Origin of the sequence: Pseudomonas sp. CHM02, assembly GCF_000612585.1 — a bacterium.
Lineage (GTDB): Bacteria > Pseudomonadota > Gammaproteobacteria > Pseudomonadales > Pseudomonadaceae > Aquipseudomonas.
Window position 1 is genome coordinate 32,881 of sequence record NZ_JFCA01000028.1, and the last position, 24,548, is coordinate 57,428.

Below are 24,548 nucleotides of genomic sequence, written 5' to 3' on the forward strand. Positions count from 1 at the left end.
CAGCTCGTCGATTCAGGGCGTCTCGCGAAAATGCTGATAGCCACGGATCGCCGGGGTGATGTCCTGCCCATTGGCATCGAGCAAGGTGACACCCTGCCCCGCCTCGACCCGGCCGATCACGTGGATCGGCCAGCCATCGGCGAGCAACGGCGCCAGTTCGGCGGGCGGCAGGGTGAACGCCAGCACGTAGTCGTCGCCCCCACTCAATGCCGCCACGCGCGCTTCGTCATCGCCGACAAACGCCAGCAGCGCCTGGGACAATGGCAAGCGCTGGCGCTCGATCAACAGGCTGACGGCCGAAGCCGTGGCGATATGCCCGCAATCGGCCAGGAGCCCGTCGGAAATATCCATCGCAGACGTGGCCTTGCCGCGCAGCGCCAGCCCCAGGGCCAGCTGCGGTTGCGGCGACCAGTAGTGGGCCAGCAGCGGGTCGGCAACCGCCGCGTCGGCGCTGCGCTGGCCCAATACCAGCGGCAAGGCGCCGGCGGCATTGCCCAGCTCGCCGCCGACACACAGCAGGTCGCCCGGTCGCGCACCGCTGCGGGTCAAGGCTTGCCCGGCCGGCACACGACCAAACACGGTCATGGTCAGGCTCAGCGGCCCACAGGTGGTATCACCGCCCACAAGGCCCACGCCGCAGCGTTGCGCCATGAGGTTCAACCCCTGGGCATAGCGCTGCAGCCAATCGGCATTGACGGTCGGCGTGGTCAGGGCAAGGGTAAACGCGAGGGGATGGGCGCCCATGGCGGCCAGGTCGCTGACTGCCACGGCCAACGAACGCTGGCCCAGCAGGAACGGGTCGCAGGGGTCGGAAAAATGCACCCCGGCCACCAATGTATCGGTGGAGATTGCCAACTGCTCCCCGGCGGGGAGCGCCAGCAAGGCGCAGTCATCGCCAATCCCCAAGGCAATGCCTTCGCCGCCCTGCGCACAGGGCGCGGCGGCGAAGTAGTTGCGGATCAGCTCAAACTCGCCCATTCAGGTTTCAAGCGCCATTCAGCGCTTGTACGCCTTCACTTCGGCTTCACGCAGGCGCGGGGCCAGCTTGTCGAGCACGCCGTTGACGAACTTGTGGCCGTCGGTCGAACCGTAGACTTTCGCCAGTTCGATACCTTCGTTGATTACCACGCGGTACGGCACGTCGACGCGGTACAGCAGTTCCCAGGCCGACAGGCGCATCACGCACAGCTCAACCGGGTCCAGCTCTTCGATGGTCAGGTCCAGGCAAGGCGCCAGGGCTGTATCGATCTCGGTCAGGTGGGCATGCACACCGTGCAGGATGTCGTGGAAGTACGGCAGGTCGGCGAAGGTGAAATCGTTGTCGACGCGAAACTGCGCCTCGATTTCGTTCAACGAGGCACCCGCCAGGTGACGCTGGTACAGCGCCTGGGTCGCCAACTGACGAGCAGCGCGACGCTTCTCGTTCTTGGATGGCTTGCCGGCGTCTGCTGGGCGTGGCTCGCGCGGGTTGAAGTTGTCGCTCTCGTCGGAAATCACTTGGCCTCCAACTGCGACAGCAGGCTGACCATTTCCAGGGCGGACAGGGCAGCTTCAGCGCCTTTGTTGCCGGCCTTGGTGCCGGAACGCTCGATGGCTTGCTCGATGGAATCAACGGTCAGCACGCCGAAAGCGACGGGCACGCCGAACTCCATGGACACCTGGGCCAAGCCCTTGGTGCATTCGCCGGCCACGTATTCGAAGTGCGGCGTACCGCCACGAATGACCGCGCCCAGGGCGATGATTGCCGCGTATTCACCCTGCTGGGCAACTTTTTGCGCAACCAGTGGAATTTCGAAGGCGCCAGGGGCACGGATAAGGGTGATGTCGCTTTCGCTCACACCGTGGCGAACCAGAGCGTCCACGGCACCGCTTACCAGGCTTTCAACCACGAAGCTGTTGAAGCGGCCAACCACCAGGGCGTAGCGGCCTTTGGGGGCGATGAAGGTACCTTCGATGGTCTTCAGGGTCATTCGACAAATCTCTTAAAGAGCCGGGACGCGTGTATGACGCGTCCCTTAGTGATATTTGAACCGCGAACAAGGGGCGAAAATCGCCAGCCTTTATTCGGAGGGCACGTATTCTACTACTTCCAGGTCGAAACCGGATATCGCATTAAATTTCATTGGCGCACTCATCAGGCGCATTTTGCGCACGCCCAAGTCACGCAGGATCTGCGAACCGGCACCGACGATGCTGTAGGTGGTCGGTTTTTTCACCGGCGCGTGGTCCGCGGTTTCACGGATATGCGCCAGCAGTACATCGCCATCCAGTGGGTGGCCGAGCAACAGCACGACACCGCTGCCCGCCTCGGAGACCGCAGCCATGGCGGCGCGCAGGCTCCAGCGGCCGGGTTGCTTGACCATCAGCAGGTCGCGCAACGGGTCCATGTTGTGCACGCGGACCAGGGTCGGCTCTTCGGCGCAAATGGTGCCCAGGGTCAGGGCCATGTGCACGTCGCCTTCCACTGAATCACGGTAGGTCACCAAATTGAATTGGCCCAGTTCGCTGTCCAGAGGCTGCTCCGCAATCCGCTGAACGGTACGTTCGTGGATCATGCGGTAGTGGATCAGGTCGGCAATGGTGCCGATCTTGAGGTCGTGTTCGGCGGCAAACGCTTCGAGCTCAGTACGACGGGCCATGGTGCCGTCGTCGTTCATCACTTCGCAGATCACGCCACTTGGCTCGAAACCGGCCATGCGCGCGAGGTCGCAGGCGGCTTCGGTATGGCCGGCACGGGCCAGGGTGCCACCCGGCTGGGCCATCAGCGGGAAGATATGGCCTGGGCTGACGATGTCTTCGGCCTTGGCGTCTTTCGCGGCAGCGGCTTGTACGGTGCGCGCACGGTCAGCGGCGGAGATCCCGGTGGTGACACCCGTGGTGGCTTCGATGGACACGGTGAACTTGGTGCCGAAACCCGAACCATTGCGCGGCGCCATCAACGGCAGCTTGAGCAATTCGCAGCGCTCGCGGCTCATGGGCATGCAGATCAGCCCGCGGGCGTGCTTGGCCATGAAGTTGATGTGCTCGGGCTTGCAGGCCTCGGCGGCCATGATGATGTCGCCTTCGTTCTCGCGGTCTTCGTCATCCATCAGGATGACCATCTTGCCTTGGCGGATGTCTTCAACCAGTTCTTCGATGCTATTGAGCGCCACGCGGCACCCCCTTGGTCAGGATTTCAGGTAGCCGTTAGCGGCCAGAAAACTTTCGGTGATGTTACCGGATGCAGGCTCTGCGGCCTTTTCGCCCAGCAACAGGCGCTCCAGGTAACGGGCAAGCAAGTCTACTTCCAGGTTCACCCGGCGACCCGGCTGGTACGAGGCCATGATGGTTTCGCTGAGGGTGTGGGGAATGATGGTCAGTTCAAATTCGGCGCCATTCACGGCGTTCACGGTCAGGCTGGTGCCGTCGACGGTGATCGAACCCTTGTGGGCGATGTACTTGGCCAGCTCCTTGGGCGCGCGGATGCGGAACTCCACGGCACGTGCGTTTTCGCTGCGTGCGACCACTTCGCCGACGCCGTCGACGTGGCCGCTCACCAGGTGGCCGCCCAGGCGGGTAGTCGGGGTCAGGGCTTTTTCCAGGTTCACCGGGCTGCCGGCCTTGAGGTCGTTCATCGCGGTGCAGTCCAGGGTTTCCCGGCTGACATCGGCAGCGAAGCCGTTGCCCGGCAGCTCGATGACGGTGAGGCAAACGCCGCTGACAGCGATGCTGTCGCCCAGCTTGACGTCGCCCAGGTCGAGCTTGCCGGTTTCAACCAGCAGGCGTACGTCGCCGCCTTTGGGGGTCATTGCACGGATGCTGCCGATGGACTCGATAATGCCGGTGAACATTTCGTTCTCCTGAAAACGGGGGGCTGACGCTCAAGCGCAGGCCGGGAATTATACGCTCGCTGCTGGCACAGGGATGGCAGTGACTCGCCAGTCGTCGCCAACAGCGCGCATTTCAGTGATCTTGAGTTGGGGGGCGTCGGCCAGTTTCTCAAGCGGCCAATCCAGCAAAGGCCGGGCGGCGGAGCCGAGGAACTTGCCGGCGATGAATATCACGTACTCATCCACCAGGCCTTGCTGGGCAAACGCGCCCGCCAGGCTTGGGCCGGCTTCCACCAACACGTCGTTGACGCCACGGGCGGCCAGCGCCACCAGGGCCGAACGCAAATCGACCTGGCCGTCGACACCCGGCACCACCAGGCACTCGGGGCCACGGGGAAACTGGTTTTCCGGGGTCACACAGGTAATGACCAGCGCCGGGCCGGCCTTGAAGAACGGTGCGTTGAGTGGCACCCGCAGGCGGCCGTCGATCAGCACACGCAGCGGCGGGCGCGACATGGCCAGGGCGGTGGTGGCGTCGTCCAGGCCGAGTTCGGCGGCGCGCACGGTCAGCCGTGCTCCGTCGGCCAGCACCGTGTCGGCACCGGTCAACACCACGCTGGCCTCGGCGCGCAGGCGCTGTACCGCGGCGCGGGCGGCAGGGCCGGTGATCCACTGGCTTTCGCCGCTGGCCATGGCGGTGCGGCCGTCCAGGCTCATCGCCAGCTTGACCCGCACAAAGGGCAGGCCGTGTTCCATGCGCTTGAGAAAACCGGGGTTCAAGGCGCGGGCTTCGGCTTCCAGCACGCCGCTGCGCACCTCGATACCGGCCTGCGCCAAACGCTGCATGCCGCGCCCGGCCACTTCGGGGTTCGGGTCCTGCATGCCGGCCACGACGCGGGCGACACCGGCCGTTACCAATGCATCCGCGCACGGCGGCGTACGCCCGTGGTGGCTGCAAGGCTCGAGGGTCACGTACACCGTGGCGCCACGGGCCTTGTCACCGGCCGCGCGCAGGGCATTGGGTTCGGCATGGGGTTCGCCGGTACGCTCGTGCCAGCCTTCGCCGACAACCTGCCCATCACGCACGATCACGCAGCCGACCCGCGGGTTGGGGTGGGTGGTGTACCGGCCCTTGCGTGCCAGTTCGAGGGCACGGGCCATGTAATGGGCGTCAAGGACGGCCTGTTCAGCAGACGGTGGGTTCATTCTTTGACCGGCTCACGGGCCAGGCGGTCGATCTCTTCGCGGAACTCATTGAGGTCCTGGAAGCGTCGATACACCGAGGCAAAACGGATGTAGGCAACTTCGTCGAGCTTTTGCAGCTCGCCCATCACCAGTTCTCCCACCACCAGGCTCTTGACCTCGCGCTCGCCGGTCGCACGCAGCTTGTGCTTGATATGCACCAGCGCCGCCTCCAGCCGCTCGACACTCACCGGGCGTTTTTCCAGGGCGCGCTGCATACCGGCGCGCAGTTTTTCTTCGTCGAAGGGCTGGCGGCTGCCGTCGGATTTGATCAGGCGCGGCAACACCAGTTCGGCGGTTTCGAAGGTGGTGAAACGTTCACCGCAGGCCAGGCATTCGCGCCGGCGACGCACTTGATCGCCCTCGGCGACCAGACGCGAGTCAATGACCTTGGTGTCGTTGGCACCGCAGAAGGGACAGTGCATGGTTGGCAGGCAACAAATAAAGGGAGGGCCATGGTAGCGCATCCCCGTGGCAAGACAAGCCATAGCCTTTACGGTATATAGGCTGACTATTATGTTTCATATTTTTTAAGCCACGGATTTTGCCCTTTCTGGAGCCGTACATGCAGTTACGACCACTTGTTTTGCTCACCCTGTTCAGTTTTCTGGTCGCCTGCAGCAGCGAAGCCCCCAAGCCGGCCGCGCCTCAACCCACACCGGCACAAGAGAAAAAGATCCCCGGCATCGAAGACCTCGGCCCCCTGCCCGCCTTCCAGCGGGAAATCAGCGGCAGCCTGACCAACGTGCCGGCCGGTGCCGAAGTCGAGATGGCGTTGCTGGTGATCGATGACCGTTCGCGCCCGCAACAATTGCTCGCCAGCAGCGTGCTGACTGGCAACGGCCAGCCCCTGGCCTTCCGCCTGCGTTTCAACCCCGAGGCCTTCCCGGCTGGGGCACGGGTCGAATTGCGTGGCCGCGCCAGCCAGTCCGGCCAGTTGATCCTGCACCTGCCCGCCGTGCGTGTGACCCAGGCGATCACCCAGACCACCGGCCCCCTGCAACTCGTCAAGGCACCATGACGCCACCGCTGGACCTGCAAGCGGCCCTGAGCGAACTGATCGGCGACGCCCACCTGGTGCCCTGCCCGCTGCCGGGCACCGAGCTGTCGTTGTGGCTGCTGGATGCGGACAACATGGACCGCGCCTTCAGCCCCGAAGAGACCCGACGCATCCTGCATGAACCGCCCTACTGGAGTTTTTGCTGGGCCAGCGGCCTGGCGCTGGCGCGGTACCTGGCGGCGCACCCCGAGTGGGTCGCGGGCAAACGCGTGCTGGACTTTGGCGCCGGTTCCGGTGTGGCCGGGATTGCGGCGGTCAAGGCCGGCGCACTGGAAGTGGTGGCCTGCGACCTCGACCCGCTGGCGTTGGCCTCCTGCCGGGCGAATGCCGAGCTCAACGGCGTGGAAATGGGCTACTCCGCCGATTTTTTCGCCGAAGCCGACCGCTTCGACCTGATCCTGGTCGCCGACGTGCTCTACGACCGCGCGAACCTGCCGCTGCTCGACCAGTTCCTGACCCGAGGCCGCGAAGCACTGGTGGCAGACTCGCGGGTAAGGGACTTTCAGCACCCGGCTTACCAGCGGCTGGAGATCCTTGATGCGCTGACGTTGCCGGATCTGGCGGAGCCTTGGGAGTTTCGCAAGGTGAGTCTGTACCATTCCCGGCGCGCTTGAGACCTTCGCGAGCAAGCCCGCTCCCACATGTGACCGCATTCCCCCTGCGGGAGCGGGCTTGCTCGCGAAAGCGGTGCCGAATCCACCGCACTTTCAGCCAGGCTCGCCAGCCCTTATAGTTGCCCCATTCCCGCTTTATTCGAGACGCCCCATGAGTGAGCCCACGCCGTACATCTTCGATGTCACCACCGCCAACTTTGACCAGGCCGTGATCCAGAACTCCTTCGAAAAACCCGTGCTGGTGGATTTCTGGGCCGAGTGGTGCGCGCCGTGCAAGGCGTTGATGCCGCTGCTGGCGCAGATTGCCGAGAGTTATCAAGGGGAGTTGCTACTGGCCAAGGTCGATTGCGAGGCCGAGCAGGATATCGTTGCGCGCTTTGGCATTCGCAGCCTGCCGACCGTGGTGCTGTTCAAGGATGGCCAGCCGGTGGATGGGTTTGCCGGGGCGCAGCCGGAGTCGGCGGTGCGGGCCATGCTGGAGCCGCATGTGCAGATGCCACCACCGGCTGCGGCGAATCCGCTGGAACAGGCCCAAGCCTTGTTTGCCGAAGGTCGCATCAGCGACGCCGAAGCCGTGCTGGTGGTGCTGCTGGGCGAAGACAACACCAACGCCGCTGCGCTGATCCTGTACGCACGCTGCCTGGCCGAGCGCGGTGAACTGGGCGAAGCCCAGACCGTGCTGGACGCCGTGAAGAGCGACGATCACAAGGCCGCCCTCGCCGGGGCCAAGGCGCAGATCACCTTCCTGCGCCAGGCTGCCGACCTGCCGGACGCCGCCGACCTGAAAAGCCGCCTGGCGCAAGACCCGCAAGATGATGAAGCGGCCTATCAGCTGGCGATCCAGCAACTGGCGCGCCAGCAATACGACGCGGCGCTTGAGGGCCTGCTCAAGCTATTCATTCGCAACCGCAGCTACAGCGAAGGCCTGCCGCACAAGACCTTGCTGCAGGTGTTCGAACTGTTGGGCAACGACCACCCGCTGGTGACCGTGTACCGCCGCAAGTTGTTCGCCGCGCTGTATTAACCGCTCCTACAAAGGAGTTTCGATCCAGGTATAGAGCGGCGTATCCCCGCCGCTGCTGACCTTGACCTGGGCGCTATGGCGCAGGCGCACCAACAGGCGCTTGCCCGCCGAGGCATCGCCCGCCAAGCCTTCCAACTGGTCAAGCAGCTCCAGCCCGCTGAGTTGGCCAGCGTTGCGCAACAAGTCTTGGGCGCTCTGCCACAAATCATCATTATGTTTGACCGGAGCCACGGGCGCAGCCGCCGCGCTGGCGATGGGCGCCTGCAATTGCGCGCCCAGGCGTGCCCAGTCGCCGTCGTCCAGCTCCAGGGTCAAGTCCACCGGCAAGTCGCCGACGGTTCCACGAATTCGCAACATCGTCCTTACTCCTGCACTTTTCTGACAGGCATGCTCCCATGCGGCTTGCGCAACGCCAAGCGGACGGTCAAACTCTCGACAATATTGTTATAAGATCACATAACAAAACTTTCATGTCCTGGAGCCGTCTCATGCGCCGTCTGTTGCTTGCTTTACCGTTTGCCCTGCTGCCCCTGGCGGTTGCCCATGCTCATGACGATCACGACCATGAACACGGCAGCCTCGGCGCCCACGAACATGGCGTCGGACGCCTCAACGCGGTACTCGACGGCCAGGCCCTGGAGCTAGAGCTGGACAGCCCGGCAATGAACCTGGTGGGCTTTGAACACCTGGCCACCACCCCGGCGGATAAAGCCAAGGTCGCCGTTGCACGCAAACAGCTGGAGAACCCTGTCGCCCTGTTCAACCTGCCCAAAGCGGCCGGTTGTGTGGTCAGCACCCAGGAACTCAATAGCCCGCTGTTCGGCGACAAGCCCGAAGCCGACCATGACGACGATGATGATGACGCCAAAGACGGCGCCCACGAACACCATCACGACCACAGCGAAATCCACGCCCATTACCAGTTCACCTGCGCCACGCCGACGGCGCTGAGCAATCTTGATCTGACCCAGGTGTTCAAGACCTTCCCCGCCACCCAGAAAATTCAGGTACAACTGATCGGCCCGAGCGGTCAGCAAGGTGTTGAGGCGACTGCGTCGGCAGCCACCGTTAAATTCTGATGTGGCCCCATGTGGGAGCTGGCTTGCCTGCGATACAGACGCCGCGGTACAGCAGACACACCGCAGCGATGCCATCGCAGGCAAGCCAGCTCCCACAGGGGTCCGGCACCACATTTGCAACCCAGCCAGCAGGCGACACTGATTTCCCATGACTCAAGCGTTGATCGAACTGTCCGGCCTGGGCTTCAACTGGCCCGGCCACCCACCGTTGCTGGACATCCCCACGTTTCGCCTGGAAGCGGGCGAAACCCTGTTTCTCAAGGGCCCGAGCGGCAGTGGCAAAACCACGCTGTTGGGCCTGCTCGGCGGTGTGCAGAAACCCAGCCGCGGCAGCATCCGCCTGCTCGGCCAGGAGCTGACCGACCTTTCGGCCGGTGCCCGCGACCGTTTCCGGGTCGACCACACCGGCTACATCTTCCAGCAGTTCAACCTGCTGCCGTTCCTGTCGGTGCGTGAGAACGTCGAGTTGCCTTGCCACTTTTCCAAACTGCGCGCGCAACGCGCAAAGCAGCGCCACGGCAGTGTCGATCAAGCTGCCGCTGCATTGCTGGCGCATCTGGGTTTGAAGGACAAGGACCTGCTGGAACGTCGCGCCGACTCGCTGTCCATCGGCCAGCAGCAACGGGTCGCCGCCGCCCGTGCGTTGATCGGCCAACCGGAACTGGTGATCGCTGACGAGCCTACCTCGGCCCTGGACTACGACGCCCGCGAAGCCTTCCTTCAGCTGTTGTTCGCCGAATGCCGCGAAGCCGGCGCCAGCCTGTTGTTTGTCAGCCATGACCAGAGCCTGGCTTCGCTGTTCGACCGCAACCTGTCGCTGGCCGAACTCAATCGCGCCGCCACGCCCGCAGAGGTTTGAGATGTATCTGTTCCGTCTAGCCATGGCCAGCCTGGCTAACCGCCGCTTTACCGCGATCCTCACCGCCTTCGCCATCGCGCTTTCAGTCTGCTTGTTGCTCGCGGTGGAACGCGTGCGCACCGAGGCGCGCAACAGTTTTGCCAGCACCATCAGCGGCACCGACCTGATCGTCGGCGCCCGCTCGGGCTCGGTGAACCTGTTGCTGTACTCGGTGTTCCGCATCGGCAACGCCACCAACAACATCCGCTGGGACAGCTACGAGCACTTCGCCGCCAGCCCCCAGGTGAAATGGGCGATCCCGATTTCCCTCGGCGACTCCCATCGCGGCTACCGCGTGATGGGCACCAACGAGTCCTACTTCGAGCATTACCAATACGGCCGCAAGCAAAACCTCGAACTGGCCAGCGGCCGCGCCTTTGCCACCGACCCGTTCGAAGTGGTGCTGGGCGCCGAAGTGGCTGACGCGTTGCACTACAAACTCGGCGACAAACTGGTACTGGCCCATGGCGTGGCGGTGGTCAGCCTGGTGAAACACGATGACAAACCGTTCACCGTGGTCGGCATTCTCAAGCGCACCGGCACGCCCGTGGACCGCACGCTGCATATCAGCCTCGGCGGCATGGAAGCGATCCATATCGACTGGCACAACGGCGTGCCGGCACAGGGCAAAGGCCGTATCAGCGCCGATCAGGCCCGCAACATGGACCTGACGCCACAAGCCATCACCGCCTTCATGCTCGGCCTGAACAACAAGATTTCCACCTTCGCCCTGCAACGCGAGATCAACGAATTCCGTGGCGAGCCGATGCTGGCGATCCTGCCCGGCGTGGCGCTGCAAGAACTGTGGAGCATGATGGGCACCGCCGAAAAAGCGCTGTTCGTGATCTCGCTGTTCGTGGTGCTCACCGGCCTGATCGGCATGCTCACGGCGATCCTCACCAGCCTCAACGAACGCCGCCGCGAAATGGCGATCCTGCGTTCGGTGGGCGCGCGTCCATGGCATATCGCGACCTTGCTGATCTTCGAGGCCTTCGCCCTGGCGCTGTCCGGTGTCATCGCCGGCGTAGGTTTGCTGTATGTGTGCATCGCCGCGTCGCGCGGGTATCTGCAGGCCAACTACGGCCTGGACCTGCCGATGTCGTGGCCGAGCGAATATGAATGGACGCTGCTGGCCGGTATCCTCGCAGCAGCGCTGTTGATGGGCAGCGTGCCGGCCTGGCGAGCCTATCGCCAATCATTGGCCGATGGCCTGTCCATACGTTTATGAGGAAGGTCTTGATGCGTCGCGTCCTGTTTGCACTGTTGCTGCTGATTGCCCTGCCCACCTGGGCAGCCGAGCCTAAAGAGCTGACGTGGTCGGAGCTGATACCGCCGGATGCCCCGCCAGAAGTGCCGAATATGCAACCACTGCACACTCTCTCCAGCATGGCGGATGCCCTGGAATCGGCGCCCGCAGCCAAGCAGGACCTGCCCAACGCGCCGGTGGTGCAGAGCCTCGACGGCCAGCACATTCGCTTGCCGGGGTACATCGTGCCGCTGGAAGTCAGCGAAGAAGGCCGTACCACCGAGTTTCTGCTGGTGCCGTATTTCGGCGCGTGCATCCACGTGCCGCCGCCACCGTCGAACCAGATCGTGCATGTCAAAAGCGAAATCGGCGTGAAGCTCGATGAGTTGTATCAGCCGTACTGGATCGAAGGCGCGATGCAGGTCAAACCGTCCACCAGCGAGTTGGCCGACGCCGGCTACCAGATGGATGCCGAGAAGATTTACATGTACGAACTGCCGGAATAACGCTGATCGACCTTTCATTGAGCTGAGTCAAAAGATCGAGCGGAACGATCTTTACCATTGGACGTACAACTTTTAAACGTCCTTTTGGAGCTCCCATGAACAAGTCTCTGCTCGGCGCGTCCCTCTTCGCGCTCACCCTCGCCGCCCCTGCCGTCCACGCTCACGAAGCGGGCGACATTCTGATTCGTGCCGGTGCAATCACCGTGAACCCGAAGGCGGACAGCGGCAGCGTCAAGGTTGACCAGGGCCCGTTGGCCGGCGCCAACCTGGGCGGCAAGGCGACCATGAGCAGCGACACCCAATTGGGCTTGAACTTCGCCTACATGCTGACCAACCACGTCGGTATCGAACTGCTGGCCGCCACACCGTTCGAGCATGACGTGAAGATCAAGAACACCGCTCTCGGCGCCGCCAATGGCAAGCTCGGCACCCTGAAACACCTGCCGCCGACCCTGAGCGTCGTGTACTACCCGCTGGACAACAAGTCGGCCTTCCAGCCGTACGTGGGCGCGGGCATCAACTACACCTGGATCTATGACGAACACGTCGGCAGCCGTGCCTCCGACGCGGGTTTCAGCAACTTCAAGGCCGAAAACTCGTGGGGCTGGGCCGCACAGATCGGTGCCGACTACATGATCAACGACAAGTGGATGATCAACGCCCAGGCGCGCTACATCGACATCAGCACCAAGGCGACTGTGGATAACAATGCGCTGGGCCAAGGCACTCGCGCCAAGGTCAATGTGGACGTAGACCCGATGGTCTACATGGTGGGTATCGGCTACAAGTTCTAACCAACACTGCACAACCCTGTGGGAGCGGGCTTGTGTGGGAGCGGGCTTGCCCGCGATGCAGGCGCCTCGGTGTATCAGTTGCACCGAGCCGATGCTATCGCAGGCAAGCCAGCTCCCACACGAGCCCGCTCCCATATTTTGGTTCTATGTTTCTTCAGGTATGGCGGTAGTAACGGTCCAGCAGCGCCGGCAACCCCGCCCGCCACGCCCGTGGCTTGATGCCGAAGGTGTGGAGGATTTTCTTGCAGGCAAGCACCGCGTGTTGCGGTTCTTCACTGGCATCCGGCCGGGCCGCGTGGGCCTGGGCCGTGGGGGATTCGATCGCCAGCGGGTGAAAGTTGCGCGCTTCGGTGAGAATCGCCTGGCCCAGCGCCAACGGTGTGGTCGCCTCATGGCCGGCGTAATGATAGGTGCCCCATAGCGGCGCCGCACAATCGAGCTGCTTGAGCACCGAGATGATCACCCGCGCCGCATCATCCACCGGTGTCGGGTTGCCGCGACGGTCGTCGGCCATCAGCAACTCATCCGATTTCTCCGCCCGCGCCAGAAAGCGCCCGAGGGTGCCGTCGACGCTGTCATCCAGCAGCCAGCCGAACCTCAGCAACACATGTTGCGGGCAGGTGGCGCGCACGCTCTGTTCGATTCGCCACAACGCCTGGCCGCGCAGGCCCAGGGGCACCGGCTCGTCTTTTTCGCTGTAGGCGGTGGCACGGGAGCCATCGAACACGCGGTAGCTGGACGGTTGCAGCAAGGTGATGTTGTGGTGTTGACACAGTTCGGCCAGGCGTTCGATGGCGAACTCCTGGGCAGCCAGGCGGGTTTCGCTGACCCCTTCCGCCTGGAACCAGTCGAAATAGTAGGCGAGATTGATCAACGCATCGGGACGGGTGTCGTCGAGCAATTGCGTAAGGCTCGCGGCATCCCAGCCGTCTGTGGGCGGTTTGGGGGCGAGGAAACCGATGTCTTCCTCTGCACCGAGGCGAATCAGCGCCTGCCCGAGGGCATTCCCGCCGCCCAGTAACATAAGGCGCATTCGCATAGATTGAGCAGGCCCGGTCTGTATGGAACGATGGTTATTAGGTATTTGTCAGAATCGTTGCATTTTGCGGGTTTGTAGCGCAACCGTCACGGATAAAGTGCGGGGTTGCAACTTGTTGTAGCCGGCCGCATAACTGAAGTCATGAACCTTCCTGAATCCACGGACACGGCCCTGGACGGCTTCCACCCCGCCGTCAGCACCTGGTTCCGCAGCACCTTCCCTTCGGTGACGGGCGCCCAGGCCCAGGCGTGGCCGCTGATCCGCCAACGCCAGTCAACCCTGATCGCCGCGCCCACCGGCTCCGGCAAGACCCTCACGGCGTTCCTGGCGGTACTGGATGACCTGGTCCACCATGGCCTGGCCAACGGCGGTGAGCTGCCGGATGAAACCCTGGTGGTCTACGTGTCGCCGCTCAAGGCGCTGTCCAACGACATCCAGATCAACCTGCAAAACCCGCTCGCCGGGATCACTGAGCACTTGCAGAACCTCGGCCTGCCGCCGCTGGTCATCCGCACCGCCGTGCGCACCGGCGACACCCCGCAAAAAGACCGTGCGCAGATGCGCAAGCGCCCGCCGCATGTCCTGGTGACCACCCCGGAATCGCTCTACGTGCTGCTGGGTTCGGATTCCGGCCGACAGATGCTCGCCAGCACGCGCACGGTGATCGTCGACGAAATCCACGCCATCGCCGCCGGCAAACGGGGCAGCCACCTGGCCTTGAGCCTGGAGCGCCTGCAAGGCCTGTGCGCCGAGCCGCTGGTGCGCATCGGCTTGTCGGCCACGCAAAAGCCCATCGACGCGGTGTCGCGATTCCTGGTCGGCAGTGGCCGGGCGTGCGCGATTGTGGATATCGGCCACGCCCGCCCGCGTGACCTGGATATCGAAGTACCGCCCGTGCCGCTCTCGGCGGTGATGGCCAACGATGTGTGGGAGCGGGTCTACGACCGCCTTGCCGAACTGGCCCGCGAACACCGCACCACGCTGGTGTTCGTCAACACCCGGCGCCTGGCCGAACGCCTGGCCCGGCATTTGAGCGAGCGCTTGGGCAAGGCCGCGGTGGCCGCCCACCACGGCAGCCTGGCCAAGGAAATGCGCCTGGACGCCGAGCAGCGCCTCAAGGGTGGCGAGCTGCAAGTGTTGATCGCCACCGCGTCGCTGGAGTTGGGGATTGATATCGGCGATGTGGATCTGGTCTGTCAGATTGGCTCGCCCGGCTCCATCAATGGTTTTCTGCAAAGAGTCGGCCGCTCCGGCCACCAGGTTGGCGGCACGCCCAAGGGGCGCCTGTTCGCCACCACCCGCGACGACCTGATCGAATGCGCCGCCCTGCTCGACTGCGTGCGCCGGGGCGAACTCGACACACTGCACATTCCCGTGGCGCCGCTGGATGTACTGGCCCAGCAGATCATCGCCGAGGTCAGCGCCCAGGAATGGTCCGAGCAGGCCTTGCTGGCACTTATCCACCGCGCCGCGCCCTACGCCACGCTGGATGAGCGCCACTACCAGGCGCTGCTGCAGATGCTCGCCGACGGCTACAACGGTCGCCAGGGCATCCGCAGCGCCTACCTGCACCGCGACGCCCTGACGCGCACCCTGCGCGGCCGGCGGGGCGCCAAGTTGACCGCCGTGACCAGCGGCGGCACCATCCCCGACAATGCCGACTACAGCGTGTTGCTCGAACCCCAGGGCCTGAACATCGGCAGCGTCAACGAAGACTTCGCGGTGGAAAGCATCGCCGGGGATATCTTCCAGCTCGGTAATACGTCCTACAGAATCCTGCGGGTCGAAGCCGGCAAAGTGCGGGTCGAGGACGCCCATGGCCAGCCGCCGACCATTCCCTTCTGGCTCGGTGAAGCGCCGGGGCGCAGCAACGAACTGTCAGCGGCGGTAGCGCGCCTCCAGGGCCAATTGGACGCGCTGCTCAGCGCCACGCCGGGCGACCTGCACGCCGCACAGGATTGGCTCATCGGCACCCTCGGCCTGAACCGCGCCAGCGCCGAGCAGATCCTCGATTACCTGGCCCGCGCACGCCTGGCCCTGAGTGCGTTGCCGTCCCAGGACACGTTGATCATGGAGCGGTTCTTCGACGCATCCGGCGGCACGCAATTGATCATCCACACGCCGTTCGGCAGTCGTGTCAACCGCGCCTGGGGCCTGGCCCTGCGCAAGCGATTCTGCCGCACGTTCAATTTCGAATTGCAGGCGGCGGCCAGTGAAAATGCGATCGTGCTGTCGCTGTCCACCAGCCACAGTTTCGAGCTGGATGAAGTGTGGCGCTACCTCAACAGCCACAGCGCCGAACATATCCTGATCCAGGCCGTGCTGGATGCGCCGCTGTTCGGCGTGCGTTGGCGCTGGAATGCCGGTGTGGCGCTGGCGTTGCCGCGCTATACAGGCGGGCGCAAGGTCGCGCCGCAGATCCAGCGCATGAAAAGCGAAGACCTGATCGCCAGTGTGTTCCCCGACCAGATCGCCTGCCTGGAAAACCTCGCTGGCGAGCGCGAAGTGCCCGAGCATCCATTGGTGGAGCAAACCCTCGATGACTGCCTGCACGAAGCCATGGACAGCGACGCCTGGCTGGCCCTGCTGCGGCGCATGGAGCGCGGCGACGTACGCCTGATCAGCCGCGACCTGCCCGCGCCTTCGCCCATGGCCGCGGAAATTCTCAGTGCGCGGCCCTACACCTTCCTCGACGATGCCCCACTGGAAGAACGTCGCACCCAGGCCGTGCTCAACCGGCGCTGGAGCGACCCGCAGAGCACTGACGACCTCGGCGCGCTGGATGTGGATGCCATCGCCGGCGTGCGCGAAGAAGCCTGGCCGGCGCCCAACGGGCCGGATGAAATGCATGAGGCGTTGATGAGCCTGGCGTGCATCGCCGACAGCGAAGTCGCGCCGCAATGGACGCCGTGGCTGCAGGCCCTGGCCAAGGGTGGCCGCGCCTATCAACTGCACACTCACCTACACACCAGCCTGTGGGTCGCCGTCGAACGCCTGAGTTGTGTGCAGACGATCTATTCCGGCAACTTGCCGTTGCTGCCCGGGTTCGATGAGCCCTGGACCTACGACGATGCCGTAGCGGAACTACTGCGCGCGCGCCTCGGTGGGTTCGGCCCACTGAGCCTGATCGAGATCGCCGCACCCCTGGCCTTGCCGGTCGCGGATGTCACCCAGGCACTGGCCCGCCTGGAGCAGGAAGGTTACGTGCTGCGCGGACTTTTCAGCCCTGGCGCCACGCAAGAGCAATGGTGCGAACGCCACCTGCTGGCGCGCATCCATCGTTACACGGTCAAGCGCCTGCGCCGGGAAATCGAGCCGGTGGCGTTGCAGGACTTCATGCGATTCCTGTTCGATTGGCAGCACCTGTCCGACGGCACCCGTGGCCAGGGCAGCGCGATGTTGCCGCAGATCGTCGGGCAGTTCGAAGGCTATGCCGCCGCCACGTCCGCCTGGGACAGCGACCTACTCAGTGCACGCCTCAAGGACTATTCCTCCACCTGGCTCGACGAACTGTGCCGCAGCGGCAAACTGGTGTGGACGCGCTTGAGCAACAAGCCCAGCGCCCTGGCGTTGCGCAGCACACCGGTGGTGTTACTGCCACGCAGCCAGGTGGGACTGTGGAGCGGACTGACCGAACTCACCGACGCCACCACGCTGTCGCCCAAGGCGCAGAAGGTGCACCAGGCCCTGCGCGATCACGGCGCGCTATTTTTTGATGAACTGGTGCACGAAGCCCACTTGCTGCGCAGTGAACTGGAAACCGCCTTGCAGGAACTGGTAGGCGCCGGGTTGGTGAACGCCGACAGCTTCGCCGGCCTGCGCGCCCTGACCACCCCCGCCAGTAAACGCCAAGCGCGCAGTAGCCGGCGTGGGCGCGGGGCGTTTGTGGGCGGTATGGACGATGCGGGTCGCTGGGCGCTGGTCCGGCGCCCGTCGACCGCCGCCGGCCCGCACTCGGCCGAAACCCTGGAGCATGTGGCGATGACCCTGCTGCGCCGCTATGGCGTGGTGTTCTGGCGCCTGCTGGAGCGCGAGGCAGAATGGCTGCCGAGTTGGCGCGAACTGCTTCGCACCTTTCACCGCCTGGAAGCGCGCGGGGAGATCCGTGGCGGGCGGTTTGTGAGTGGCTTGGCGGGGGAGCAATTTGCGTTGCCGGAGGCGATTCCATTGCTGCGTGAAGTGCGGCGTCGGCCCCATGATGGGAGTTTGATTGCAGTATGTGGCGCGGACCCGTTGAACCTGGTGGGCACGCTGTTGCCAGGCAGCAAGGTGCCGGCAGTGAGTGGCAATCGAGTTGTGTACCGGGATGGGTTGCCGGCAGCGGTGATGGTGGCGGGCAAGCAACAGGTGTTGCTGGAGGTGGATCAGCAGGCGGTTCAGGAAAAATTGATCAGGCATTGAGCCTGTATTGACCCTGCTGCCCTCATCGCGGGCAAGCCCGGCTCACACATGGGAGTGCATTCCAAGTGTGGGAGCTGGCTTGCCTGCGATGAGGCCTCAACCGTCAACATCACTTATTGAGGCCTGGGCTGCTCCGTCAACACCACCGACGCCGGCAACTCCTCATCCGGTTCATCCACCTGCGGCGTGCGCTTGGGCAACAGCACCTGCTGTGGATAAGTCTGCGCGAAGTGCACCTCACCACAGTTATCCACAAGCTTTTTCAAGCGCTGGTTGAACGCGCGGCTCACCGCATACTGCCCACCCGATACGGTGCGGAACTGCGCGGTGAGTACCACGCCGTTGAGGTCCATCTTGTCGACGCCAAACACCTCAAGCGGCCCTTGCAGGTTGTACTTGAGGAACACGTCATCACGGATCGATTGCCCCGCCTCGCGGATCAGCTCCACCGCCTTGTCCACATCCGTGTCGTAGGTGAATTGCACCGAGAAGAACGCATAGGCGAATTGCCGCGACTGGTTGGTGACCGCCTTGATCTGCCCGAACGGCACCGAATGCACAAAGCCCTTGCCATCGCGCAGGCGCAGGGTTCGGATGGTCAGGCCTTCGACGGTACCGGCGTGGCCGGAGTCGAGCACCACCCAGTCGCCGATGGACAGGGTGTCTTCGATGATGATGAACAGGCCGGTGATCACGTCCTGCACCAGTTGCTGTGAACCGAAACCGATGGCCAGGCCGACCACCCCGGCACCCGCCAGCAGCGGCGCGACGTTGATTCCGAGGTTGGCCATGGTAGTGATCGCGCAGATCACCACCAGGATGATTTTCACCGCATTGCGCAACAGCGGCAGGATGGTCTTGACCCGCGTGCTGGGCTGACGGCTGGAGCGTTTATTGACCGGTGGTTTCAATGCTTCCTGGATGGCCGTGTCGAGCACCACCCAGAACAGCCAGGTCATCAGCAGGATCAGGCCGATGCTGCTGAGGGAGTCGCTGATCGCCCGGCCCACCGAATTACGCTGGGCAAACTCGAACAGCGACACGCCCCAGATCCGCCCGAGTATTTCGATAAACGCGATGGCCATGACGATGCGCAGGATCGCGTGCAACAGGCTGAGGAAGCGTTCCTTGTAGGCACTGCTGCGCTGGATCGCGACCTGGCTGCGGGACTTGAACAGGTGTTGCAGCACCGTGCTCAGGAACACCGTGCCAATCAGCAGGATCGTGGTGAACAGCGCGCAACGCAGGGCCTTCTGGTTATCGTCGCCGGCGCCGATCAGGTTGATCGCCGAGACCAACACCATCAACAGAATCGGCCAGTACCACAGCCCGGAAAACACCCGCAGCGATTGCTGCAGCGCCGGGTGCTTGAGACGTTGGGCCAACGGCCGATTACGGATCAGGTGGGCCACCGGCCGGCGCAGGCGTATCACCAGCACGCCGAAGATCACCGCCGCGAACAGCCCGGTAAACACGGCGATGCTGCTGGTGATATTGCCGCCGAGCTGACGGGCTATCTGCGGGCTGGTCAGGGCGTCGCTGAGGGCGGCGAGGAAACCGATCAGGAATAGCGGCTTGGGGCAGTAGTCACGAATGATCTGCACCGCCGGGCGTTTGTGGCCGACATTGAACATGACAATGACGCACAACAGCATCGACGTGGAAAAGATGCCGCTGCTGGTTGCATAGGCAAAACACAGCGCCAGCGCACGGCCCACGGAGGTGGGTAAAAAGTGACTGACATACAGGGTCAGCGGCAGGCAGATCAGCGCGGGAAGCGTGTAGGGCACCACATAGCCGAGCACCGCCTGCAACCGCTCACGCTGCGCGATGAAGGCGCGTCGGCTCAAGCGCTGTACGACAAAACGCCCGAGCAATGTGAGCACAGTAAAGGCGCCGATCCACACGCCCGACAGCAACAGGAAGTTCCCGGCGATGCTCCACGGCGAGCGCTCGGCGGTCTGGTCGACCAGGCGCCCCACTTCATCGGCCGCACGGTCGGCGCGCAGGCGCCAGGCGTCGAAAAGGTTCTGGTTGAGGTCGAGCTTTTCCTGCACATCATCAATGCTGGAGCTGATTGCCCCGAGAAGGCCGCCCTCCACCAGCAACTCCGGCTTGGCCGGCGCTTCGGGTTCAGGCGCGGTGGCCGCGGCTTGCAATGCGCCGCTGCCGCAAAACAGCAGCGCGCCGAGCAGTAATGCAGTCTTGGGATTCAGCAAAACACCGGGCTCCTTCAAAAGGGTCTGTAAGGAACTGACGGGTTTGAGCCTTGATCGTTCCCCTTTTGCGGCATCTTTGACTTGCAGGCAAATATCAAATGCCAATCCCTGGCTTTTTCCGCAACAGCCAACACCCGACACTGCGCCCCTGATTGAAACCCACCGGAGTTGCAGCCATGCCCATTGCCTTGCTCGCGCTGACCCTCAGCGCTTTCGCCATCGGGACGACCGAGTTCGTCATCGTTGGCTTGCTTCCCACCATTGGCGCCGACCTTGGCGCCGACCTGCCGTCGGCCGGCCTGCTGGTCAGCCTCTATGCTCTGGGCGTGGCCATTGGCGCCCCGGTGCTCACTGCCCTCACCGGCAAGGTGCCGCGCAAATTCCTGCTGCTGTCGCTGATGGTGCTGTTCACCCTCGGCAACTTGCTGGCCTGGAAGGCACCGAGCTATGAATCCCTGGTGCTGGCGCGGATCGTGACCGGCCTGGCCCACGGGGTGTTTTTCTCGATTGGCTCGACCATCGCCACCAGCCTGGTGCCCAAGGAAAAAGCCGCCAGTGCGATTGCGATCATGTTCACCGGCCTCACCGTGGCGTTGGTCACCGGCGTGCCACTGGGTACGTTTATCGGCCAGCACTTCGGCTGGCGTGAAACCTTCCTCGCCGTTTCGGCGCTGGGTGTGATCGCGTTTATCGGCAGCCTGATCTACGTACCGAACAACATCGCCCACAGCAAACCCGCGTCCTTGCTGCAACAACTGCAAGTGCTCAAACAACCGCGCTTGCTGCTGGTATACGCCATGACGGCCATCGGCTACGGCGGCTCGTTTATCGCGTTCACCTTCCTGGCGCCGATCCTTCAAGACATCTCCGGCTTCAGCGCCAGCACCGTGAGCCTGGTGCTGCTGGTGTACGGCGTGTCGGTCGCGGCCGGGAACATCTGGGGCGGCAAGCTGGCCGACAAACGCGGCCCGATCAGCGCGCTGAAAATCATCTTCGCCCTGCTCGCCGCCGTGTTGTTCGTGCTGACCTTCACCGCTGGCAACCCATGGCTGGCCCTGGCCACCGTGCTGGTGTGGGGTGCGGTCGCCTTCGGCAACGTGCCGGGCCTGCAGGTGTATGTGGTGCGTCAGGCCGAGCATCACACGCCGCAGGCGGTGGATGTGGCCTCTGGGCTGAATATCGCCGCGTTCAACCTGGGGATCGCCGGTGGCGCCTGGGGCGGTGGCTTGATCGTCGCGCATATGGGGTTGATCCATACGGCGTGGATCGGTGGACTGGTGGTGCTGGTGGCATTGGCACTGACCGCCTGGAGTGGCCGACTTGACCGGCTGGGGCCGGTGTATGCCGAGTCGTCGAGCCGGGTCGTGGCCGGGCACTGACTCGATCACACCATCGAACCAGTGTGGGAGCGGGCTTGCCCGCGAATGCGGTGGGTCAGTCAATCATTCAGCGACTGACACGCCGTAATCGCGGGCAAGCCCGCTCCCACAGTTGGTTTATGCCGTCTGTAGGAAGCTGGAAACTTTCGGTCAAAAATCGTAGTCAGCCATAAACGGGGGCCTGGCCCCCACTTCTTTCACAGGAGCAATCATGGCTGCGATCCCCGACTGGGTGCCCATCACCCCCAGCGTCGCCATCACTCGCTTCACGGTGCTGACGGTCAATATCCACAAGGGTTTCACCGCCCTGAATCGACGCTTCATCCTGCCCGAGTTGCGTGAAGCAGTGCGCAGTGTGGGCGCCGACATGGTGTTCCTGCAGGAAATCCACGGCACTCACGAGCGCCATCCCCAGCGCTTCAGCGACTGGCCGAACATGCCGCAATACGAGTTCCTCGCCGACAGCATCTGGCCCCAGTTCGCCTACGGGCGCAATGCGGTCTACCCCCACGGCGACCACGGCAATGCACTGCTGTCGAAATTCCAGATCGTGCGCTACGACAACCTTGATATTTCCCAAAGTGGCCATGAAAGCCGTGGCCTGCTGCATTGCGTGCTGCGCCTGCCGGGCACCGGCCAGGAGGTGCACGCGATCTGTATTCACCTGGGCTTGCGCGAGGTGCATCGCCAACAGCAATTGCGCCTGATCGAGCAGCGCATCAGCGAGATCCCGGCCGATGCGCCGCTGATTGTCGCTGGCGATTTCAATGACTGGCGACAGAAGGCCGACCTGAGCCAGAGCGGCCTGAAGGAAGTGTTCGTCCAAACGCAGGGCAAACCCGCGCGCACCTTTCCAGCGCGCCTGCCGTTGCTGCCGCTGGACCGGATCTACGTGCGTAATCTGAAAGTGCATGAACCTCGGGTGCTGACGACACGGCCCTGGTCCCATCTGTCCGACCACGTGCCGCTGTCGGTGGAGATCGAACTATGAACGTCGCCATTGAGCATATTTCCACCGATCAGCCGCCCGACGAAGCCAAGGCCCGCGACCTCGATTACGGCTGGCAGAGCGGCAACCAGGTCGAGTTGCTGGAGAACGGCGAGGCCTACTTCCCCAAGGTCTTCGACGCGTTGCGCGAAGCCCGTCGGGAGATCCTGCTGGAGACGTTCATCCTCTTCGAAGACAAAGTGGGCCATGAGCTGCAGGGCATTTTGATCGAGGCGGCGCAGCGCGGCGTGAAGGTAGTGGTGAGCCTGGATGGCTTTGGTTGCGGCGAGCTGAGCCCGGCGTTTCTCGGCGAGTTGGCCGAGGCTGGGGTGGCGGTGCAGATGTTCGACCCGGCCGCCAAGACACTGGGCATTCGCACCAATTGGTTTCGCCGCTTGCACCGCAAGATTGTGGTGGTGGACGCCGAAGTGGCGTTCATCGGCGGGATCAATTTTTCCGCCGACCACCTGGGAGACTACGGTCCCGAAGCCAAGCAGGATTACGCGGTGCAGGTGATTGGCCCGGCGGTGGCGGACCTGCATCATTTCGCCCTCGCACAAAGTGGCCGCCAGGTACGCACGCGACGTGGCTGGCGGCGGCGCCAGCAACGGCCATCGCTGTGGTCTGCCGACAACGGCGATGGCCAGGTGCGCCTGATTTACCGCGACAACGTGCAGCACCGTGATGACATCGAAGAAGCCTACATCCACGCGCTGAGCAAGGCGCAAAAACGCGTGGTGATCGCCAATGCCTACTTCTTCCCCGGCTACCGCCTGCTGCGGGAAATCCGCAACGCCGCGCGCCGTGGCGTGCAGGTGCAGTTGATCATGCAGGGCCAACCCGACGTGCTGCTGGCCAAGCTGGCGGCGCGCATGCTCTACGACTACCTGCTCAAGGATGGCGTGGTGATCCACGAGTATTGCCAGCGCCCGCTGCACGGCAAGGTGGCGCTGGTGGATGATGACTGGAGCACCGTGGGGTCGAGCAACCTGGACCCGTTGAGCCTGGCGTTGAACCTGGAAGCCAACGTGTTGATTCGCGACCGTGCGTTCAATCAACAGCTGTATGAACGCCTGGAAACCCTGGCAAAGAACCATTGCCAGACCATGCCCGAGAACCGCAAGCCACGCCTGTGGCTCTGGCGCTTGACCGTGGGTTTCCTGGTGTTCCATGTGATGCGCCACTTCCCGGCGCTGACGGGCTGGTTGCCGGCGCACAAACCGCGACTCAAACCGTTTGAGGCCCAGCACCATGACGCCTGAAACCAAAGCCTCGCGGTTCAAGCGCTGGAAGAAACCGCTGACCATTGCGTTCTTCCTGGTGCTGATCGTCCTGTTCACGCTACTCGCGCGGCGCATCGACTGGAGCGAAGTGGTGCAGACCCTGGGCGACTTCAAGGTGCGCACCTTGGTGATCGCCAGCGCGCTGACGTTGTGCAGCTTCCTCGTCTACGCCAGCTTCGACCTGATCGGCCGCACCTACATTCGCCAGAACCTGGTGTGGAAGCAGATCCTGCCGGTGGGCATCATCAGTTATGCATTCAACCTCAACCTGAGCGCGTGGGTCGGCGGTATCGCCATGCGTTATCGGCTGTATTCGCGGCTGGGCGTGAGCACCAGCAATATCGCCAAGATCCTCGGCCTGAGCCTGGCCACCAACTGGTTTGGCTACATGGCGATCGCCGGGGTGATTTTCAGCAGCGGCCTGGTCACCATGCCGCCGGGCTGGAAAGTCAGCACCACGGCATTGCAGGGCATCGGCGCGTTGTTGGTACTGGCCAGCCTGGGTTATCTGGTGGCCTGCCAGTTTTCGAAAAAGCGTGCGTGGACCATTCGCGGCATGGAAATCAACCTGCCGTCGGTGCGCATGGCATGTCTGCAGTTGCTGCTGGGCGCGTTGAACTGGTCGCTGATGGCGGCGGTGATCTTCACCCTGCTGCCGGCCAAGCTGGACTATCCGCTGGTGCTGGGCGTGTTGCTGATCAGCGCGATTGCCGGGGTGCTCACCCATATTCCGGCCGGGCTGGGCGTGCTGGAGGCGGTGTTTATCGCACTGCTGCAGCATGAGGCGTCGCGGGGCAGTTTGCTGGCCGGGTTGATTGCGTATCGGGCCATCTATTTTATTGTGCCGTTGCTGATTGCGCTGGTGATGTACCTCGGTGTGGAGGCCAAGGCCAAGGCGTTGCGGGTGAAGAAGACACCGGCTTGATCGCTATCGTTGGCAAGCCAGCGCCTACAGTTGGAATGCGCC

The 24,548-nt window shown here is 63.6% G+C and carries 23 protein-coding genes; 13 read left to right on the plus strand and 10 right to left on the minus strand.

All coding sequences use genetic code 11. The features are described from left to right. Nucleotides 1-12: 12 nt before the first annotated feature. From thiL to nrdR, 7 genes are all read right to left on the minus strand, one after another. Complete coding sequence (gene thiL / locus BM70_RS0117330; RefSeq protein ID WP_025857176.1) at nucleotides 13-978, minus strand: thiamine-phosphate kinase; 966 nt, start codon at nucleotides 976-978, stop codon at nucleotides 13-15. Nucleotides 979-996: 18 nt separating this feature from the next. Further along, nucleotides 997-1,497: a transcription antitermination factor NusB gene (nusB, locus tag BM70_RS0117335; RefSeq protein ID WP_010206836.1), complete on the minus strand. Its 501-nt coding sequence runs from the start codon at nucleotides 1,495-1,497 to the stop codon at nucleotides 997-999. Continuing rightward, nucleotides 1,494-1,970, minus strand: coding sequence for a 6,7-dimethyl-8-ribityllumazine synthase (ribE, locus tag BM70_RS0117340; protein WP_003194576.1), 477 nt, complete (start codon nucleotides 1,968-1,970; stop codon nucleotides 1,494-1,496). Before ribE ends, nusB begins: the two co-directional genes overlap by 4 nt. A 90-nt stretch (nucleotides 1,971-2,060) precedes the next feature. After that, entirely contained in the window at nucleotides 2,061-3,152 is a 1,092-nt protein-coding gene (gene ribBA / locus BM70_RS0117345) for a bifunctional 3,4-dihydroxy-2-butanone-4-phosphate synthase/GTP cyclohydrolase II (RefSeq protein WP_025857177.1), read from the minus strand. 15 nt (nucleotides 3,153-3,167) lie between these two features. Then, nucleotides 3,168-3,830 carry a riboflavin synthase gene (locus tag BM70_RS0117350; RefSeq protein ID WP_005791849.1) on the minus strand — a complete coding sequence of 221 codons (663 nt, stop codon included), beginning with the start codon at nucleotides 3,828-3,830 and terminating at the stop codon, nucleotides 3,168-3,170. A gap of 48 nt (nucleotides 3,831-3,878) precedes the next feature. Next, nucleotides 3,879-5,015, minus strand: a complete 1,137-nt coding sequence (ribD, locus tag BM70_RS0117355) for a bifunctional diaminohydroxyphosphoribosylaminopyrimidine deaminase/5-amino-6-(5-phosphoribosylamino)uracil reductase RibD (RefSeq protein WP_025857178.1) — start codon at nucleotides 5,013-5,015, stop codon at nucleotides 3,879-3,881. Further along, nucleotides 5,012-5,476, minus strand: coding sequence for a transcriptional regulator NrdR (nrdR, locus tag BM70_RS0117360; RefSeq protein WP_016978538.1), 465 nt, complete (start codon nucleotides 5,474-5,476; stop codon nucleotides 5,012-5,014). The genes ribD and nrdR overlap by 4 nt, the downstream gene beginning before the upstream one ends. 140 nt (nucleotides 5,477-5,616) lie before the next feature. Between nrdR and BM70_RS0117365 the strand changes: the two genes are divergently transcribed. From BM70_RS0117365 to trxA, 3 genes are all read left to right on the plus strand, one after another. Next, complete coding sequence (locus tag BM70_RS0117365) at nucleotides 5,617-6,072, plus strand: YbaY family lipoprotein (RefSeq protein ID WP_025857179.1); 456 nt, start codon at nucleotides 5,617-5,619, stop codon at nucleotides 6,070-6,072. Then, nucleotides 6,069-6,725: a methyltransferase gene (locus tag BM70_RS0117370; RefSeq protein WP_025857180.1), complete on the plus strand. Its 657-nt coding sequence runs from the start codon at nucleotides 6,069-6,071 to the stop codon at nucleotides 6,723-6,725. The genes BM70_RS0117365 and BM70_RS0117370 overlap by 4 nt, the downstream gene beginning before the upstream one ends. Before the next feature lie 151 nt (nucleotides 6,726-6,876). After that, nucleotides 6,877-7,749, plus strand: coding sequence for a thioredoxin (gene trxA, locus BM70_RS0117375; RefSeq protein ID WP_025857181.1), 873 nt, complete (start codon nucleotides 6,877-6,879; stop codon nucleotides 7,747-7,749). Between the two features lie 6 nt (nucleotides 7,750-7,755). Here trxA and BM70_RS0117380 read toward each other — a convergent pair whose 3' ends face one another. Continuing rightward, nucleotides 7,756-8,106: a hypothetical protein gene (locus BM70_RS0117380; protein WP_025857182.1), complete on the minus strand. Its 351-nt coding sequence runs from the start codon at nucleotides 8,104-8,106 to the stop codon at nucleotides 7,756-7,758. Between the two features lie 131 nt (nucleotides 8,107-8,237). On the opposite strand from BM70_RS0117380, the gene BM70_RS0117385 reads away from it, so the two are divergent. The 5 genes from BM70_RS0117385 to BM70_RS0117405 all read left to right on the plus strand — a co-directional run bounded on the left by BM70_RS0117385 (nucleotide 8,238) and on the right by BM70_RS0117405 (nucleotide 12,272). Further along, entirely contained in the window at nucleotides 8,238-8,828 is a 591-nt protein-coding gene (locus BM70_RS0117385) for a DUF2796 domain-containing protein (RefSeq protein WP_025857183.1), read from the plus strand. Between the two features lie 148 nt (nucleotides 8,829-8,976). After that, nucleotides 8,977-9,687 carry an ABC transporter ATP-binding protein gene (locus tag BM70_RS0117390; protein ID WP_025857184.1) on the plus strand — a complete coding sequence of 237 codons (711 nt, stop codon included), beginning with the start codon at nucleotides 8,977-8,979 and terminating at the stop codon, nucleotides 9,685-9,687. Between the two features lies 1 nt (nucleotide 9,688). Continuing rightward, nucleotides 9,689-10,954: an ABC transporter permease gene (locus BM70_RS0117395; RefSeq protein ID WP_025857185.1), complete on the plus strand. Its 1,266-nt coding sequence runs from the start codon at nucleotides 9,689-9,691 to the stop codon at nucleotides 10,952-10,954. An 11-nt stretch (nucleotides 10,955-10,965) separates the two neighbouring features. Next, complete coding sequence (locus tag BM70_RS0117400; RefSeq protein WP_025857186.1) at nucleotides 10,966-11,478, plus strand: DUF3299 domain-containing protein; 513 nt, start codon at nucleotides 10,966-10,968, stop codon at nucleotides 11,476-11,478. A 95-nt stretch (nucleotides 11,479-11,573) separates the two neighbouring features. Continuing rightward, a complete protein-coding gene (locus tag BM70_RS0117405) occupies nucleotides 11,574-12,272 on the plus strand; it encodes an OmpW family protein (RefSeq protein ID WP_025857187.1) in 699 nt (232 codons plus the stop codon). A gap of 154 nt (nucleotides 12,273-12,426) precedes the next feature. On the opposite strand, the gene BM70_RS0117410 is transcribed toward BM70_RS0117405, so the two are convergent. After that, nucleotides 12,427-13,311 (minus strand): sugar nucleotide-binding protein, encoded by an 885-nt coding sequence (locus BM70_RS0117410; protein WP_081782089.1) that lies wholly within the window; start codon nucleotides 13,309-13,311, stop codon nucleotides 12,427-12,429. Nucleotides 13,312-13,452: 141 nt separating this feature from the next. Between BM70_RS0117410 and BM70_RS0117415 the strand changes: the two genes are divergently transcribed. After that, entirely contained in the window at nucleotides 13,453-17,712 is a 4,260-nt protein-coding gene (locus tag BM70_RS0117415) for a DEAD/DEAH box helicase (RefSeq protein ID WP_025857189.1), read from the plus strand. Nucleotides 17,713-17,825: 113 nt separating this feature from the next. Here the strand turns inward: BM70_RS0117415 and BM70_RS0117420 are convergent, their stop codons facing one another. Then, nucleotides 17,826-19,931: a mechanosensitive ion channel family protein gene (locus BM70_RS0117420; protein WP_025857190.1), complete on the minus strand. Its 2,106-nt coding sequence runs from the start codon at nucleotides 19,929-19,931 to the stop codon at nucleotides 17,826-17,828. 176 nt (nucleotides 19,932-20,107) lie between these two features. On the opposite strand from BM70_RS0117420, the gene BM70_RS0117425 reads away from it, so the two are divergent. The 4 genes from BM70_RS0117425 to BM70_RS0117440 all read left to right on the plus strand — a co-directional run bounded on the left by BM70_RS0117425 (nucleotide 20,108) and on the right by BM70_RS0117440 (nucleotide 24,506). Further along, nucleotides 20,108-21,310: an MFS transporter gene (locus BM70_RS0117425; protein WP_025857191.1), complete on the plus strand. Its 1,203-nt coding sequence runs from the start codon at nucleotides 20,108-20,110 to the stop codon at nucleotides 21,308-21,310. Between the two features lie 211 nt (nucleotides 21,311-21,521). After that, on the plus strand, nucleotides 21,522-22,301 hold the full coding sequence (locus tag BM70_RS0117430) for an endonuclease/exonuclease/phosphatase family protein (RefSeq protein ID WP_025857192.1): 780 nt from the start codon (nucleotides 21,522-21,524) through the stop codon (nucleotides 22,299-22,301). Then, entirely contained in the window at nucleotides 22,298-23,560 is a 1,263-nt protein-coding gene (gene clsB / locus BM70_RS0117435; protein ID WP_025857193.1) for a cardiolipin synthase ClsB, read from the plus strand. Before BM70_RS0117430 ends, clsB begins: the two co-directional genes overlap by 4 nt. Further along, nucleotides 23,550-24,506: a lysylphosphatidylglycerol synthase domain-containing protein gene (locus tag BM70_RS0117440; RefSeq protein WP_025857194.1), complete on the plus strand. Its 957-nt coding sequence runs from the start codon at nucleotides 23,550-23,552 to the stop codon at nucleotides 24,504-24,506. The genes clsB and BM70_RS0117440 overlap by 11 nt, the downstream gene beginning before the upstream one ends. The last annotated feature ends 42 nt before the right edge of the window (nucleotides 24,507-24,548 follow it).